Raw genomic sequence first — 15,182 nt, 5'->3', positions numbered from 1 at the left:
GCCATGGAGCACACCCGGTTCACCGTACGGAACTACACCGGCTACACCTCGGTCGTCTTCGGTCTGGGCGTGGTCTCGGTGGGGTTCGGCGCCCTCGACCTCATCATGGTCGCGCCGAAGGGCCTGGACCAGGCGGCGGCCGTCGGCCAGGCGGATGTGCTGATCTCGGCCATCTACGCCGTCTTCATCGGCGTCGTCGACGTCTTCAGCAGCCGGCTCGCCATGGCCGAGGGCGAGCAGCGGACCAGCCACCGCCTGCCGGTGCTTGGCACCGCCCTGCTGCTGTTGCTGATCCCCTGCCAGCTCCTCGGCATCGCCCTCGGCCTGGGCATCGAGCCGCTGATGCGGGCCACCGGGCAGAAGGCCGAACTGATCCCACTGGTCGGCGACTACGTTCAGGTCCGCACCTACGGCATCGCCCTGGTCCTCGGCTACATCGTCATCAGCGAGTCGCTGAAGATCTGCGGCCTGAAGAACCTGTCGGCCGTCAACCTGGTCTTCGGCCTCGCGGTGAACGCCCTGTTCAACTGGGTCTTCCTGGACACCGGTGCGGCCCGCCTGTTCGCCTCCCCGGCCCAGGCCGTCGCCGCGTCCACCCTGGTCGCTCAGGCGGCCATGGCCACCACCGGCGGCATCGTCCTGGTCCGTCGGCTGCGCACCCGACCAGACCGCTTCGTACGTCCCCGACGCCTGGAGGTCCTCACCGAGTTCCGCTCGATGGCCCGCACCGCACCCGGCATCGGACTGCGCCACTTCAACGACTACCTGGGCACGACCATCCCACTGCTGTTCATCGGCACGCTTGGCGTGGTTCAGTTGGCCGCCGCCGCCGTGGCCACCAAGATCTACACCCTGTTCTGCCGGGTCCCGCAGGCCTGCTTCGCCGGGTCCTTCGTCTTCTACGGCTACGCCCTGGGCCGCGGCGCGGACGACCTCACCCGCACGGTGCGCAAGATGCGCCTGTACGCCGCCGTACCCACCGCGGTGGCGACCGCCGTCACCGCGCTGGCCGCGCCCTGGCTGGTCGACGCCTTCGCCAGCCCCGGCCTCGACCGGGACCTCGCGCGCAACCTGCTCCTCGCCTATCTGCTGTACGTCCCCGCCTACTTCTTCGAGCAGATCTTCGGCGAAATGCTCACGGTCCAGCAGCGCGGCGGGCTGCTGTTCGTCTCCTCGACCGCGGTGACGTACCTGCTGACCATCCCCCTCGCCTGGTACTCGGTGTTCGCCCTGGACTCCACCTTCCTCGCCGTCGCCTGCAAGGGCATCCCCACCGCCGTCCTCGCGTTCGTCTTCTGGCGTGCGCTGCGCCGCACCGGCCGGCCCGGTGCGGACCGAGCGGAAAGCGAGATGAGCCTTGCCCAGTAGCCTCCCGGCCGGCTCGCCCGGCCTGCCGGCCGACTCGTCTCCTCTCCCTGCCTTCCGGCACGACCCGGTCAAGTCGGTGCTGCCCGGCCGCGGCGGCGGCGCCTTCCACTGGGACCGGGAGCCCGCCGTCTGCGCACACCGGCGCCTCACCCACGACAGCGCCCACCTCGGTCAGACCGTCCCCGTTCCGGTCAGCTCCACGCCCGCCGTTGTCGCCGGCGTCGGCGTGGTGGTCGCCAGTGACGACGGGCGGCTGCGGTTCTTCGACACCGGCCTCGGCAAGGTCTACTGGGAACGCCGCCTGGACCGCTCGGTGTACGCCTCCCTCGTCGTCGACCAGGCGCGCCGCCATGTCATCGTCGCCACGACCAGCGGGCTGATCACCTGCTTCGATCTGCGCGGCACCCTGGTGTGGTCGCGCAAGGCCGAGTCCCCCGTCTTCGCCACGCCCACCGTGCTGCCGGGCGCCGACCTGCTCGTGGTGGCGGCCTTCCACAGCCGCTGCCTGGGCCTCGCCCTCGGCACCGGCGAGCTCGTGTACGACCGCCCGCTGCCCCGCCCCTGGTCGGCGGCCCACGGCGGCGTCGCCGCCTACCGCGACCCCTACGCCAGCCCCGTCCCCGCCGCCGACGACACCGCCGTACTGTGCAGCGGGGAACACGTCGTCGCCCTGGCCGCGGACGGCACCGAGGTGTGGCGGCAAGAGATCGGCCACCCCGTCAAGGCGTCGCCCGCGCTGCTGCACGAGACCGGCCGGCTGGCCGTCTGCCCGGTCGACGGGCGCTGCGTCCTCCTCGACGCCAAGACCGGCCGCCCCGAGGCGGAGGTCCGCCTCGGAGCCAAGATCACCGGCAGTCCGGCGGTCTCCGGGGACGTCCTGGCCGTCGGCACCCAGCTCGGCACGGTCACCGGTCTGACCTCCTCGGGCGAGATGCGGTGGACCTCACCCCAGGGCGCGCCCCGCTCGTACACCTCGCTCACGGTGCTGCCCGACGGGAACTTCGTGGCGACGGCCGAACGCGGCAACATCGTGTGCCTCGCTCGCGAAGACGGCCGGTTCCTGTGGGAGAGCAGCCAGGTGCTCGGCCTGCCCGACCACGAACCGGCCCTGGACATCACCCCGATCGCGGCCGCCTCGGGCAGCATGTACGCCGCGTCGTACGGGGGCGACCTCTACCAGTTCCTGTTCCAGCCGTGCGACGAGGAGTGACCATGTCCGTAGACCCCGTTCTGGCGCCGGACCGGGAGAGCCTCACCGCCATGGAGGGGGCCTTGGAGGCGATGATGAGCCGGCTCCGGGAGATCGTGGCCGAGCCGCGGCTGACCCAGGAGACCCTGGTCGAGATCACCTCGATCTACAACAACGTCGCCTACATCTTCCTCTACCTGGAGGCCAACGACGAGTTCGTCGACTTCGAGCGCCTGCTGCCCTGGCGTGACGCCTTCCACAAGGACCCGGAGCTGGACCGGCGGATCCTGGAGAAGCTGTTGCTGTTGCGCTGCCCGGACCCGGAGGCGGAGGAGTCCCGACTCGCCTACGTCGCCCAGCTGAGCGCCAAGCAGGAGCCCGCGGACATTGCCATCGAGGAGGAGCTCGACGGCCTGCTCACCGAGGCCAAGGGCGTCCTCGACGACGTCCAACGCGACCAGGCCCGGCTGCTGGAGCGCCTGGGCACACCCGCCGGATCGGGCACCCCGTCGGCCGTGTTCTACAAGCTCTCCAGCCAGGTCGGCAGCCCCGCCACCCGCGGCAAGCTCGCCCGGGCCTGGCAGGGCGCGCGCGACGCGCATCTGCCGCGGCTGCTCGGCCTGGTCGACGGGATGATCGAGGCGCGGCGCCGGCAGAGCGCCGCGCAGGGCCACCCCAGCGTGCTCGCGCGGACGTTCACCAAGTGCGCCGTCGAGGAGGCCGACGTGGCCGCCTTCCTGGAGCGCCACCTGGCACGTGCGTTGACCGCCCACACCGAACTGGAGAAGGAGATAAGGCAGTTGTGCCCCGATGCGGGCGACGAGCCGTTCGCCCACTTCGCGCACAGCGTCCGTACGGCGACCGGCGGGGCCAAGCCGCCGATGTTCGACCTCGACGACTGCCTCGACTACATCTTCACCGTCGCCCGGCACGTCTTCGGCCTCACCCTCACCCGGCAGGCGACCGGCGCCGCCCAGGTCGTCACCGTCGCCGTCCGCTCCGAGCACGGCGAGGTCGGCTACATCAACTTCGATCTGTGGGACACCGGGAACAAGACGATCGGGGCCAACCACACCAAGGGCATCCGCAACCGCACCGACTGGAGCGGCGTGGTGCAGCGGCCGGTCGCCTACGTCTCCTGCCGGTTCCGGCCGGGAGCCGACGGCGGGGGACGGATCACCTTCCAGAACATGCACAGCCTCTTCCACGAGTTCGGGCACGCCCTGAACCACCTGCTGATCCGCAAGCGGATCTCCAACCGGTCCGGCCTGGAGTACCTGCCCCTGGAACGGCTGGAGCACCTCAGCATGTGGTGCGAGAAGTGGGCCTACCACCCCGACCTGGCCCGGTACCTCTCCCTCACCCCGGCCGCGGAGGACGGACTGGCCCTGTGCCGCCGCATCAAGATGATCGAGTACCGGCGCACCTACCTGGAGCGCGCCGTGCTGGCCCTGCTGGACTTCGACGTCCACCGGCGCGCCGACGGCGGCCTCGCGGACTCCTTCCGGCGCCTGGACGAGCGGTTCGGCATCGGCCGCCACTGCACCCTGGGCGACTTCCCCGGCTACTTCACCTGGCCCATGTTCACCGCCAACCCCGGCGCCAACTTCGCCTATCTCTTCGGCGCCGCGGACAGCGCCCAGAAGTTCGCCCCCTTCCACCGCACACCCCTCGCGGACGTCACGCCCGACCAGGCACCCGAACTATTCCTGCCCTGCTTCGACTTCGAGGCACCCACCACCCGGCCGGACAGCGAGGCCCTGTTCGCCTTCTACGACGCCGCCCGCCTCCACGACGGCACCGCGCCCTCGGCGCCGGCCGGGACCCGCGGCGCCCAGCACCCGGGAGCAGACGCGTGACGACGATCCCGCACGGCTACATCCGCGCCGTCCTCGGCCCCCGCGAGGAGGTGCTCGACGGCATCCTGCGGCGCTCCCTGCTCGACGACCGGCTGCCGACCATCCAGGTCGACGACAACGCGGGCCGCGTCCTGCAACTGCTCACCCTGCTGCGCCGGCCCCGGCAGGTGTTGGAGATCGGGACGCTGTTCGGCTACTCCACCATCCACCTGGCCCGCGGCCTGCCCGAGGGCGGGCGGGTGACCACGCTGGAGATCGACCCGCGGGCCGCCGAGGCCGCCCGCCGCAATCTGCGCACCGCCGGGGTCGAGGACCGGGTGGACATCGTCGTCGGCGACGCCTGCGCCTACCTGGAGACCGTGCCGCCCGGGAGCGTCGGCCTGGTCTTCATCGACGCCGACAAGAAGTCGTACCCCGACTACCTCCGGCTGTGCTACCCGCTGCTGGAACCCGGCGGCGTGCTGATCGCCGACGACGCCTTCGCCCAGGGCGACTTCACCGCCGAACGCACCGAGGGGTCCGAGGAGGACCGCGAGGCGAAGGCCATCCACCGCTACAACCGCGCGGTCGGGCGCAGCACCCGGCTGTTCTCCGCATTCGTCGGGACCCAGAGCGGTCTCCTGGTGAGCGTCAAGGAATAGACATGGCCCAGCACGCCCTCGTCACCGGAAGCAGCCACGGTCTCGGCGCCCACCTGGCCGCCCGGCTCGCCGCCGACGGCTGGAAGGTGACCGGTCTCGGACGCCGCCCCGCGTCGGAGACCCCCGCCACACCCGGCGTCGACCACCTCCAGGCCGATCTGTCCCGGCCCGAGACCCTCAAGTGGATCACGGACCGGCTCGGTGAGGCACCCGACCTCATCGTCCACAACGCCGTCAGCTACCCGCCCCGCCCCGCTCACGAACTGTCCCTGGCCGAGTTGGAGGACGTCTTCCGGGTCAACGCCCTCGCCCCCTACCGGCTGACCCTGGACCTGCTGGCCGCCACCCCCGACACCCGGTTCACCTCGGTCGTCGTCATCAACTCGGAGTCCATGTTCCACGCCGACCGCGACTCCGGCGCGTACGCGGCGAGCAAGGCCGCGCTACGCGTACTCACCGGCTCCCTCGCCGACGCCTGCCGCTCCCGCAACACGGCCGTCGCCACCCTGCTGCTGGGCCCGCTGGCCGATCCGGACAAGGTGGCGCAGCTCCAGCGGGTCGCCGCCCGCCGCGGCGTCGACGAGGCCGAGATCACCCGGGTGTTCCTGCGCAAGTCCAACCCGGACCTGGTCATCGAGGAGCTGATCGACTTCGACGCGTGCTACCGCAGCGTCCAGTACCTCGCGGGCCTCGGGCGGGCGGCCAACGGCATGCTGTGCCGGCTCGACGGCGGCTCCGCCGGCTCGCTGATCTGAGCCGGGGGGGCGAGGAGCGCCGTATGACCAAGATGACGTACCGTCTGCTGGGCCGCACCGGGCTGAAGGTGTCGAACATCGCTCTCGGCGTGGCCACCTTCGGCTCGCAATGGGGGCCGCGCTGGACCATGCCGGCCGCGGAGGCGGACACGCTGCTCGGCGTCGCCCTCGACCACGGCATCAACTTCTTCGACACCGCGAACGTCTACAACCGCGGCGAGAGCGAGACCTGGCTCGGCCAGGCGCTGCGCCGCCGGTCCGCGCGGGACCAGGTGGTGATCGCCACCAAGTGCGGGTACCGCACCGACCCGAGGGACGTGAACTCCGGCGGATGCAGCCGCCGCAACGTGGTCGCGTCCGTGGAGCGGTCGCTGCGCCGCCTCGGCACCGACCACATCGACCTGCTCTACCTGCATCTGTGGGACGGCGTCACCCCGGTCGAGGAGAGCCTGGCCGCGGCAGCGGACCTGGTCTCCGCCGGGAAGATCCGCTACGTCGGGCTGAGCAACGTGCCGGGCTGGTACGCCGGTCAGGCCGAGGCCGTCGCCCGGTGGCGGGGCTGGCCCGTCCCGGCGGCGGTCCAGCTCAACTACAACGCGCTGGAGCGGACGATCGAGCACGAGTTCTTCCCGTTCACCGAGGCCACCGGCGTCGGCCTGGTCGCGTGGGGGCCGCTCGCCAACGGCCTGCTGACCGGCCGGTACCGGGTCGACCTGGAGGAGCGGCGGATCACCGGCGACGGGCGGATGACGCAGACCTTCACCACCGGCGACGTCGACCCCTTCCGCCCGGTCGTGCCCCGCGTCATCGCGTGCCTTACCGACCTGGCGGCGCGGACGGGGCGTACGCCCGGACAGCTGGCCCTGGCCTGGATCCTGAGCAAGCCGGAGATCACCAGCGTTGCCGTGGGCGTCTCCTCCGGCGACCAACTCCTGGAGAACCTGGCCGCGCTGGAGATCTCGCTGCCGCCGGAGGACCTCGCCCGGATCGACGAGGCGAGCGCGCAGCCGACCCCGTACCCGTACACGTTCCTCGCCGACGGCATCCAGGCACTGGTCCATGGTCCCGAACAGCTGAGGGCAGTGCGGCCCACGACTCCGTAGCGAAGGGAAGCCGGTATGACGTCAGACGTCCCGTTCGAACAGCCGTCCTTCGACTTCGACCTCTTCTTCTCTGCCTACTGGCGCAAACGGCCCCTGTACGTCCCCGGCGGGGCGAAGGAGCTGCTGGGCCGCGTGTGGACCGACGACGACTTCGACGCCGCTCTGGCCCGGGCGCGCGCCGACGGCACGGAGGTCAAGGAGCGGCCCGGTGAGGTGACGTTCATCGAACAGGTCTCCCGCTTCGACACCGACCTGCGCGACCGCGCGGACCGGCTCGCGGGCGTCTTCGGCGCGCCGCAGGCCTGGTTCGACGCGATCCGCACGTGCGCGCGCAGCGGCATCGGCGCCCACTTCGACCACAGCGACAACTTCGTGCTCCAGCAGAACGGCACGAAGGAGTGGACGCTCGCCTCCTCCCAGCACCTGGACCGCCAGGACGTCGTACGGCGCATGATGAACCACCCCGGTGTGGGGGCCCACGAACTGCCCGTCGACGACAGCGTCCGCTTCACCGTCGGCCCCGGCGACCTGCTCTACATCCCGCTGCTGTGGCTGCACTCCGGCGTCTCCCGCGGCGACTCGCTCAGCGTGTCCCTGGTCTGCCCCGCCGTCTCCCTCCAGGCCGCCGTCCTCCCGCTCCTCGCCCAGGTGCTGCGCGCCCGCGGCGTCGGCCACCAGCCGGTCCCGGCCCTCCACACCGGACTGTCCCCTCAGCAGCGCGCCGAAGCCACGGCCGCCCTGGCCCGCGCGACCCGCGCCTTTCTGGAGCGGATGAGCGACGACGTGCTCGCGGACGCGGTCCTCGCGCTCCAGCACCGGCGCCTGACGGAGGAGAGCGCCCGCCCGGCGTCCGACACCGCCTGAGGCGTCGACCGCCGCCCGGCACCACTCAGAGCCGGGCATTCGAGCGCGGCTACTGCTTCTGCGAGGTGGCCGACGAACTCTGCCGGCCGCGCGCGCCCCGCGGAAAGCACCGAGCGGCGCACCGGGGCCGAGAACCGCAAGAACTACTCGGGCAGGAACAACTGCCACGGCCTGCTCGTGATCGCGCTCACCGACAGCCGGGGCCGGCTGCTGCGGGTCTCGGCGGCCGGCCCGGGCGGACCTCGGAGATCACCGCTTGCCGCCACGACCAACTCACCGCCCATCTCCGCGCGGCCAGCCTCGGGGCCATCGCCGACCTGGTTCGTCGGGCTCGGCGGCAGCGGACCGGACACCGACCCGGCAGCGATTACCGGTTACAAGGCCGCCCGGCACCGGCCCCTGCCCCGTGGCCAGAAGCTGTCCGACAAGACACTGGCCGCAGTGCGTGCCCCGGTCGAGCACGGCTTCGCACACCTGAGGAACTGGCGTGTCCTGGGCAAGGCCCGCACGGATCCGAGGTGGGCGACCGCGCTGGTGCGTGCCCTGCTGGTCCTCTCAACCTTCCGCCCCCTTGTGGATACCTCATGCGGTCGGTAGTAACTACGGCTACCTACACCCCGGCAAGCCGGTGGCCATCATGGAGGTCGGCTGCTGCACCTTCGGCGGGGCGGCCGACTGCGGCGGCTCGGACTGGTACGTGGCCATGGAGCCGGACGGTGTCACCCCCAAGCCGCACCTGGTGCGTGACGAGAGCGAACAGGTCCGCTACCTCGACGAGCTCATAACCGTCTTCGGAGACGAAGGTGTCGACTGTCTTCTGGTTCGGCTTCGCCGGCTACGGCACTCCCCACCGTCTGTCCGGACCGTCCCGACCGGCCTGGGGTTCCTGGTGGTCTTCTGGTGTCCGCCGAGCCATGGCCTGGGCTACGCACACACCTTCGTTCGCCGGACTCTCGTTCACACAATCGTCACAGACCGAACCCTCCTGCCCTGACGGACTGCGGGTTCAGAGTGTTCTCGCGGTGCTGGAGGAACCCGCCGGGGAGAACTCCGTTTACACCTCCGTCGTGGGTTGAGAAGGCTCCTACGTGCCGTCCTGAATCGCACTCCTGACGGCCGGTGGGGCGACCTGTCTCTTGGGCAACTGGCGTGCCTCGCACACTCTTTCGGCCATGACGGGGGACGAACACGGTCGCGACACACAAACCAGGACTGCACCCCTTCACGAGAGGTCGCCAAGGGAAGTTTCATGCTTCAGGTATCCAGGATCGAGGGTAGACTCAGCGCGAGCGGAACGGGTCCCGCGACCAGAGCCGATCTGGTGGTGAGCCACCTCGTCGTCCGACATCTTCAGTGGAAGGTGTCGATATACCCGGCCGCCCCTCCCCCTGGCGTGTATGCGTAACTCGACCCCAAGTCCATCCGATCAATGCAAAGGTGGCCCCCATGCCCGGTGCGACATCCCATGTGCCACTGCTCTCGATCGTCATCCCGACATACAACCGAGACGCCCTCCTCGACCGGACGTTAGGCACGCTGGCCCGTCAGACGACGGCGCCCGAGGACTTCGAGGTCGTGGTGTCCGACGATGGCTCGACAGACACCACCCGCGACGTGGTGCGGTCCTACGAGGACCGGCTGCGCATCAAGTACGTCTTCCAGGAAGACCTCGGATACCGAGTCGCCAGCGCGCGCAACGGTGGGGCACGCCTGGCCTCCGCGCCACTCCTGGCCTTCCTCGACACCGGTGTCCTGGCGGGGCCGCAGTACGTCCAGTCGGTCCTCGCCGCCCACGCCGGGCCGGCGCCCGCCAAGGTGGTCCTCGGCTGCTGCTACGGCTACGATCCGCGGAATCCCCACCCCGAACTCCACTCCCTTGTCGAGGAGTTCCCCCCGGAGGAGGCCGTGAGAAGGGTCGGGGACGCCCCCTGGTTCCAGGACATGCGGCTTCCGGAGTTCACCGCGGTCGACTTCGACCTAAGCCGTATGCACATGCCCTGGCTGTGGTTCTGGACGCTCAACGTGTCGCTGCCGGCAGCCGACTTCTGGCGGGTCGGCGGGTTCGACGAGGACTTCACCGGCTGGGGCGGGGAGGACATCGAACTCGGCTACCGGCTGCACGCACACGGCATCCCCATGACGGTCTCGCCTGAGAGCTGGGGGATCGAAGCGCCGCACGAGCGCACTCATGAGGCGAACGTCTCCTCCCTCATGCTGAATTGCGACCGGTTCGTCCGCAAGCACCCCTCCCTGCTCCCCGAGCTGTTCTGGGCCGTGACCAACAGGGGCATCTTCGGCTCCGTCGAGACTGAGCGGCTTCGCTTCGAGGAATGGGCAAGCCAGGCCCGCGGGCAACAGGTCCTGGACGAGATCGCCATCGGGTTGGACACCCTGCCCCCGTCGCAGGACACCCAGCGGGTGGCGGTGTTCGGAAGCGGCACGGAGGGGCTTCCCACCGCTCCGCGGCAGAATGTCGAACTCTTCCTGTGTGATTACGATGAGGGGGTGCTCGCACGGCAAGAGAGCCGCGACGATGCCGCCGTCTCGACCTGGCATCTGTCCGGGCTGCGTACCCCCTGGCCCGACCAGCACTTCGACCTGGTCATCATCACCTCGCGCATGGACGGGCCCCGGCAGGCATGGGGCGAGGCGTTCACCAAGGAGGCGCACCGGATCGCGAGCTCAGTCGTCGAGCCGTCTCTTCGCGGTGACTGACGACCGCAATCATGGCGGTCGCCGCACCGCAAAACTCGTGGCGTGCTGTCCCCCTGCGGTGGCTGTGCGCCCCTGCCGGCCACCCGGGTCAGCGGCGCAGCACCGCAAGAGCGAGAAGGGCTAATCATCACCATGACCGATCGCGTGTCGCTTCGATCGCGTCGTCGGGTATCCGTCGTCTTCGCCGGACACGGCGCGGTCGTGGGGGCGTTCGCCACTCGAATCCCCTGGCTGCAGCAGCACCTCGGCCTCAGCGACAGCACTCTTGGTGTGGCGCTCCTTGCCCCGGCTCTCGGCTCGTTCGTGGCGATGCCCTTCACCAGCCGCCTGGTCCATCGCTTGGGCAACTCCCGTGCACTGAGGTGCCTGTTTCCGCTGTGGTGTGGCTCGCTGGTCCTGCCGGCGCTTGCGCCGAACCTGCCCGCCCTGTGCCTGGCCCTGGGGATATTCGGCGCGACCTCGGGTATGACGGATGTCCTGATGAACGCGCAGGGGGTGCTGGTCGAGCAGCGTCTGCGACGCCCCGTCATTCCCAGCCTGCACGGCATGTGGGCCGTAGGAGGGCTGGTCTCCTCGGGCTGCGGTGCGCTCGCCGCCGGCGCCGGCATCGATGCCCGCTTGCATTTCGCTGTGACCTCCGCGGTCCTGGCGGGCATCGGGCTACTGGCCACCAGGCATCTGCTGGAGGCGGATCCGACCGAGGCCCGACAGCCACCGCCTCGTTTCGCGCTTCCCCCGCTGTCCACCCTCCCCCTCGGCATTCTCGGCTTCTGCGCCGTGTTCGCCGAGGGAGCCAGCGGAAACTGGAGCGCGGTGTACCTGACCTCGACCGCGAACGCGCCCGAGGGAATCGCTGCACTCAGTTACACCGGGCTCAGCTTCACTCTGGCGCTGGCCAGGCTCGCCAGCGGCTTCGTGGTCACACGCCTGGGACCGGTCCGTACGGTGCGACTGGGCGGCGGAATCGCGGCGTTAGGCGGCACGCTGGTCGTGTTGGGCCGCACCCCACCAGTCGTTATCGCCGGATTCGCACTGATCGGCACCGGCGTCGCCGCCGTGCTGCCCCTCACCTTCAGTGCTGCCGGTGGGCATGGGGGCGACCCGAGCCGGAACATCGCCGGCGTCGCCACCATCACCTACACCTCGAACCTTCTCGCCCCCGCTGTGACGGGCGCCGTCGCTGATGCCACCTCCTTGCCGGCGGCCTTCGCACTGGTGACCGCGTTCGCGACGTGCCCGCTGTTCCTCGCGAGCACGCTCGCGAAACCTGCCCAGTCGCCCGGTGGGGAGAGACAGAGCGCGCCACAGCGCGCAGATCTCTCCTCCTGACCCGGCACCAGAAGCCTGCCGGACAACGCACCACCACGGTAATCTTTCGTTCGGTCGCCGCGCGGTTCGGTCCCCGGGTCAGGTCACTGATTCCTGAGGGAGCGCACGGCACACGGGCGATCGGTATCATCATCGGGGTCGACACCAGCAACCTGGCTGCCCCCACTTCGCCAGTGTCCGACTTCTTCAGGCCCCGCCGGTTTCCGTCCCTCATCGCGGTCAACGCCTGTGGCCAGACACCCTCATACAGTGCCGGCCACCCACGCATGGCTCTGTAACCCGCCCCGAGAACGACCTGACGCGGGTCGGCGCCCGGGAAGCGAAGCGCATGCCGGCACGGCGCGTTCATCGCGCTGATCGACCACCACCTCTGCCCCACCATCTCTGAACAGAAGAAGCCCCATGCCCTTACCGGCCACATTGCCCAGCTGCCCTATCAGGCTGCACAATGACCTGGTTCTTGACGATCCGTACCCTACGTGCGGGGTGCGGCGGTTTCTGGGCGCCGCGGTTCCCTTCGACGAACACGACGCCTGGGCTCTGCCGCGCTGCGCGCAGGGCGCGGGCCGCGCTGGAGGACCCGGCCACCTCCAGCACAGTCAGCGAGGTCCCGCCGACGTGGCCGGCCCCTGGGGTCTCCCCGGGACGAAGCCCGCTTCCGACGACGAGCAGCTCTCCCGAGGGCCGCACCGGGTTGCTGTTCCCGCACCTCTCACCTCGGGCCGCCGCAGATCCCCGGCGGCGGAACGGATGCCGCGGGCGGCGCACGGGCGAACCTTCACACGTGTGGGGCACTGCCAGGTGACATCGCCGCGGCGATGACCGATGCCCGCCGTCGCCGTGAAGAGCACGGTCGAGGCCTGTGTCCGGCTTCGCGGCCATGCCTTCGCCCTGCCACACGCCGCGGCGCTCAACGGTCATCCGGGGAAGGGTTGGTGAACCGGAAGAGCTTCTGGTGCCGGCCGCCCTCGCCGTCGCCATCGCGGCGGTAGGACAACCGCTCAACCTCGCCCCCATCGTGACTTGTTCGACCGGGGCAGTGCCCTGCCGCTGCCACCCTGATCGACATCTGTGGTCGCACCGCCACGCGGGCGGCCGAATCAGGAATCCCTACAGTGCGGTGGCCCGACGCCGGGTCACCTTTGAAGGATGGACATCTATGGCTAGGCCTATCGAGGACTACGCGCTCATCGGCGACTTGGAGACGGCAGCGCTGGTCGGCCGTGACGGGACGATCGACTGGTTGTGCCTGCCCAGGCTCGACTCCCAGGCTGTTTTCGCCGCGCTCCTCGGCACCGAGGACAACGGCTTCTGGAACATCGGCCCGGCGGGGGCCGACGGCCAGAGCCCGCCAGCCGACCGTCGCACCTACCGCGGCGACTCGCTGCTCCTGGAATCGGAGTGGGACACCCCGACCGGCACCCTGCGCGTCACCGACTTCATGCCGCCGCGTGAGGGCGGGGTGCCACGTCTGATCCGGATCGTCGAAGCCGCCCGTGGCACCGTCACCGCCGCGTCGACCCTGCGCCTGCGGTTCAATTACGGCAAGGTCGTCCCCTGGGTCCACAGGACCGACGACGACCGGGTCCGCGCGGTGGCGGGCCCCCACGCAGTGTGGCTGGACACCGAAGCGGAGACGCACGGTGAAGCGCTCACCACCTGCTCCCACGTCACGCTCTCCGAGGGGGAGCGCATGGCGTTCACCCTGAGCTGGCAGCCGTCGTACGTCGGCCCGCCCGACAGCCTCGACACCGATCAGGTCCTCCAGGTGCTGGAGGAGACGGAGAAGTTCTGGGCGGACTGGGCCTCCCACTGCACCTACAACGGTCCCTACCGCGACGCTGTGGTCCGCTCCCTGATCACGCTGAAGGCCCTGACGAACCCTCTGACCGGAGGGATCGCCGCCGCAGCCACCACCTCTCTGCCCGAGGAGATCGGTGGCATACGCAACTGGGATTACCGCTACGTCTGGCTCAGGGACGCCGCGATCACCATGTCGTGCCTCCTGCGGGCGGGCTACCGCGATGAAGCCCGCGCCTGGCGGGACTGGCTCCTGCGCGCGGTCGCCGGCGACCCCGAGAACCTCCAGATCATGTACGGGATCGCCGGGGAACGGGAGATGCCCGAGATCACGCTGCCCTGGCTGACCGGCTACGAGAACTCGACCCCGGTACGCATCGGCAACGGCGCCGCAGGCCAGCGCCAACTCGATGTGTACGGTGAAGTGATCGAGGCCCTGCTCCTGGCGGCGCACCTCGGCCTGGAACGCGACGAGACCAGCAACACGCTGCTGATCAAACTCGTCCAGTTCGTCGAAGCTCACTGGCATGAGCCCGACAAGGGTATCTGGGAATCCCGCGGCCCCGACCGGCACTTCGTGCACTCCAAGGTCATGGCCTGGGTAGCGGTCGACTGCGCTATCAAGCTGGTCGAAGGCGGCCACGCGGACGGCCCCGTGGATCACTGGAGGACCCTGCGTGACGCGATCCACCGGGACGTGTGTGACAACGGGTACGACCCCGGCCGCAACACCTTCACCCAGTACTACGGCAGCCAGGAGTTGGACGCCGCTCTGCTGCTGATACCCCAGGTCGGTTTCCTCCCGGCCGACGACGAGCGGGTCATCGGCACCATCGAGGCGGTTCAACGGGAGCTCTCCACCCCCGACGGGTTTCTCCTGCGCTACCCGACCGAGGGGAGCAACGCCGGCGGCGACGGTCTGACCGGAGATGAGGGTGCGTTCCTCGTCTGCGCGTTCTGGCTGGCCGACGACCTGGCGATGATCGGCCGTGTCGCTGAGTCGCGTGACCTGTTCGAGCGTCTGCTCGCCCTACGCAACGACGTCGGTCTGCTGGCCGAAGAGTGGGACCCGCACCAGCAGCGACAGGTCGGTAACTACCCGCAGGCCTACTCCCACATCGGCATCGTTGATGCCGCGCTCTCTCTGGAGAGCCCGGTTCAGCGACGTCCGCTCGCCCTCAGGATCACGCCGTGATGCCCCTCCCGCCGACCGCAGTTCACCGGAAGCTGCTCGCGTTGGCCGAGCATGCTCCTGTCCTTGGCCGCATGCAGCAGGGCTCAAGCGGGCGCAGGAGGGCAGGAGTACGGGCATGAGCCAGTAGGACTCCGTTAGGTCTGCTTCGATCTCGGGGTCCTGCTTGGGTCCTGCTTGGCAGGGTCATGGAGGGTGTCGACGAGCAGGTCGGACCACCGAAAGCGGGTCGGTTTGTCCTCACCCTCGGGTCATTCGGCCAGGAGGCGCACGCGGGGCGGGACGAATCTGGCCGCGGGAGCCTTCGCGCCAGGTCACCTCCTCGAAGGCGTTCCGTCCGGCGACCACCGCCGAATCCGCCATCGTC

General features: G+C 69.9%; 10 protein-coding genes and 1 pseudogene. All 11 read left to right on the top strand.

All coding sequences use genetic code 11. The features are described 5' to 3' along the window. Positions 1-3 precede the first annotated feature (3 nt). The 11 genes and pseudogenes from AQJ11_RS49590 to AQJ11_RS43290 all read left to right on the top strand — a co-directional run bounded on the left by AQJ11_RS49590 (position 4) and on the right by AQJ11_RS43290 (position 14,818). Positions 4-1,368 carry an MATE family efflux transporter gene (locus tag AQJ11_RS49590; protein ID WP_059267155.1) on the top strand — a complete coding sequence of 455 codons (1,365 nt, stop codon included), beginning with the start codon at positions 4-6 and terminating at the stop codon, positions 1,366-1,368. Further along, positions 1,358-2,578 (top strand): outer membrane protein assembly factor BamB family protein, encoded by a 1,221-nt coding sequence (locus tag AQJ11_RS43340; RefSeq protein ID WP_059267154.1) that lies wholly within the window; start codon positions 1,358-1,360, stop codon positions 2,576-2,578. The genes AQJ11_RS49590 and AQJ11_RS43340 overlap by 11 nt, the downstream gene beginning before the upstream one ends. Positions 2,579-2,580: 2 nt before the next feature. Further along, positions 2,581-4,416 carry a M3 family metallopeptidase gene (locus AQJ11_RS43335; RefSeq protein WP_059267153.1) on the top strand — a complete coding sequence of 612 codons (1,836 nt, stop codon included), beginning with the start codon at positions 2,581-2,583 and terminating at the stop codon, positions 4,414-4,416. Beyond that, positions 4,413-5,057: an O-methyltransferase gene (locus AQJ11_RS49585; protein ID WP_059267152.1), complete on the top strand. Its 645-nt coding sequence runs from the start codon at positions 4,413-4,415 to the stop codon at positions 5,055-5,057. The genes AQJ11_RS43335 and AQJ11_RS49585 overlap by 4 nt, the downstream gene beginning before the upstream one ends. A 2-nt stretch (positions 5,058-5,059) precedes the next feature. Beyond that, a complete protein-coding gene (locus AQJ11_RS43325) occupies positions 5,060-5,812 on the top strand; it encodes an SDR family NAD(P)-dependent oxidoreductase (protein ID WP_059267151.1) in 753 nt (250 codons plus the stop codon). Positions 5,813-5,835: 23 nt separating this feature from the next. After that, the gene (locus AQJ11_RS43320) at positions 5,836-6,915 is read left to right on the top strand and encodes an aldo/keto reductase (protein ID WP_059267150.1); all 1,080 of its coding nucleotides are present in this window, start codon (positions 5,836-5,838) and stop codon (positions 6,913-6,915) included. 15 nt (positions 6,916-6,930) lie between these two features. After that, the gene (locus tag AQJ11_RS43315) at positions 6,931-7,779 is read left to right on the top strand and encodes a JmjC domain-containing protein (RefSeq protein WP_059267149.1); all 849 of its coding nucleotides are present in this window, start codon (positions 6,931-6,933) and stop codon (positions 7,777-7,779) included. A gap of 138 nt (positions 7,780-7,917) precedes the next feature. Beyond that, positions 7,918-8,376, top strand: a pseudogene (locus AQJ11_RS53015) (transposase family protein); the annotation flags it as partial. Positions 8,377-9,225: 849 nt separating this feature from the next. Further along, on the top strand, positions 9,226-10,494 hold the full coding sequence (locus AQJ11_RS43300; protein ID WP_059267147.1) for a glycosyltransferase: 1,269 nt from the start codon (positions 9,226-9,228) through the stop codon (positions 10,492-10,494). 132 nt (positions 10,495-10,626) lie between these two features. After that, positions 10,627-11,823: an MFS transporter gene (locus AQJ11_RS43295; protein WP_059267146.1), complete on the top strand. Its 1,197-nt coding sequence runs from the start codon at positions 10,627-10,629 to the stop codon at positions 11,821-11,823. 1,159 nt (positions 11,824-12,982) lie between these two features. After that, complete coding sequence (locus AQJ11_RS43290; protein WP_059267145.1) at positions 12,983-14,818, top strand: glycoside hydrolase family 15 protein; 1,836 nt, start codon at positions 12,983-12,985, stop codon at positions 14,816-14,818. Positions 14,819-15,182 lie beyond the last annotated feature (364 nt).

This window comes from Streptomyces corchorusii (assembly GCF_001514055.1).
Lineage (GTDB): Bacteria > Actinomycetota > Actinomycetes > Streptomycetales > Streptomycetaceae > Streptomyces > Streptomyces olivaceoviridis.
The sequence above is the reverse complement of the archived record's forward strand: the minus strand, read 5'-3'. Positions and strand labels throughout refer to the sequence as shown.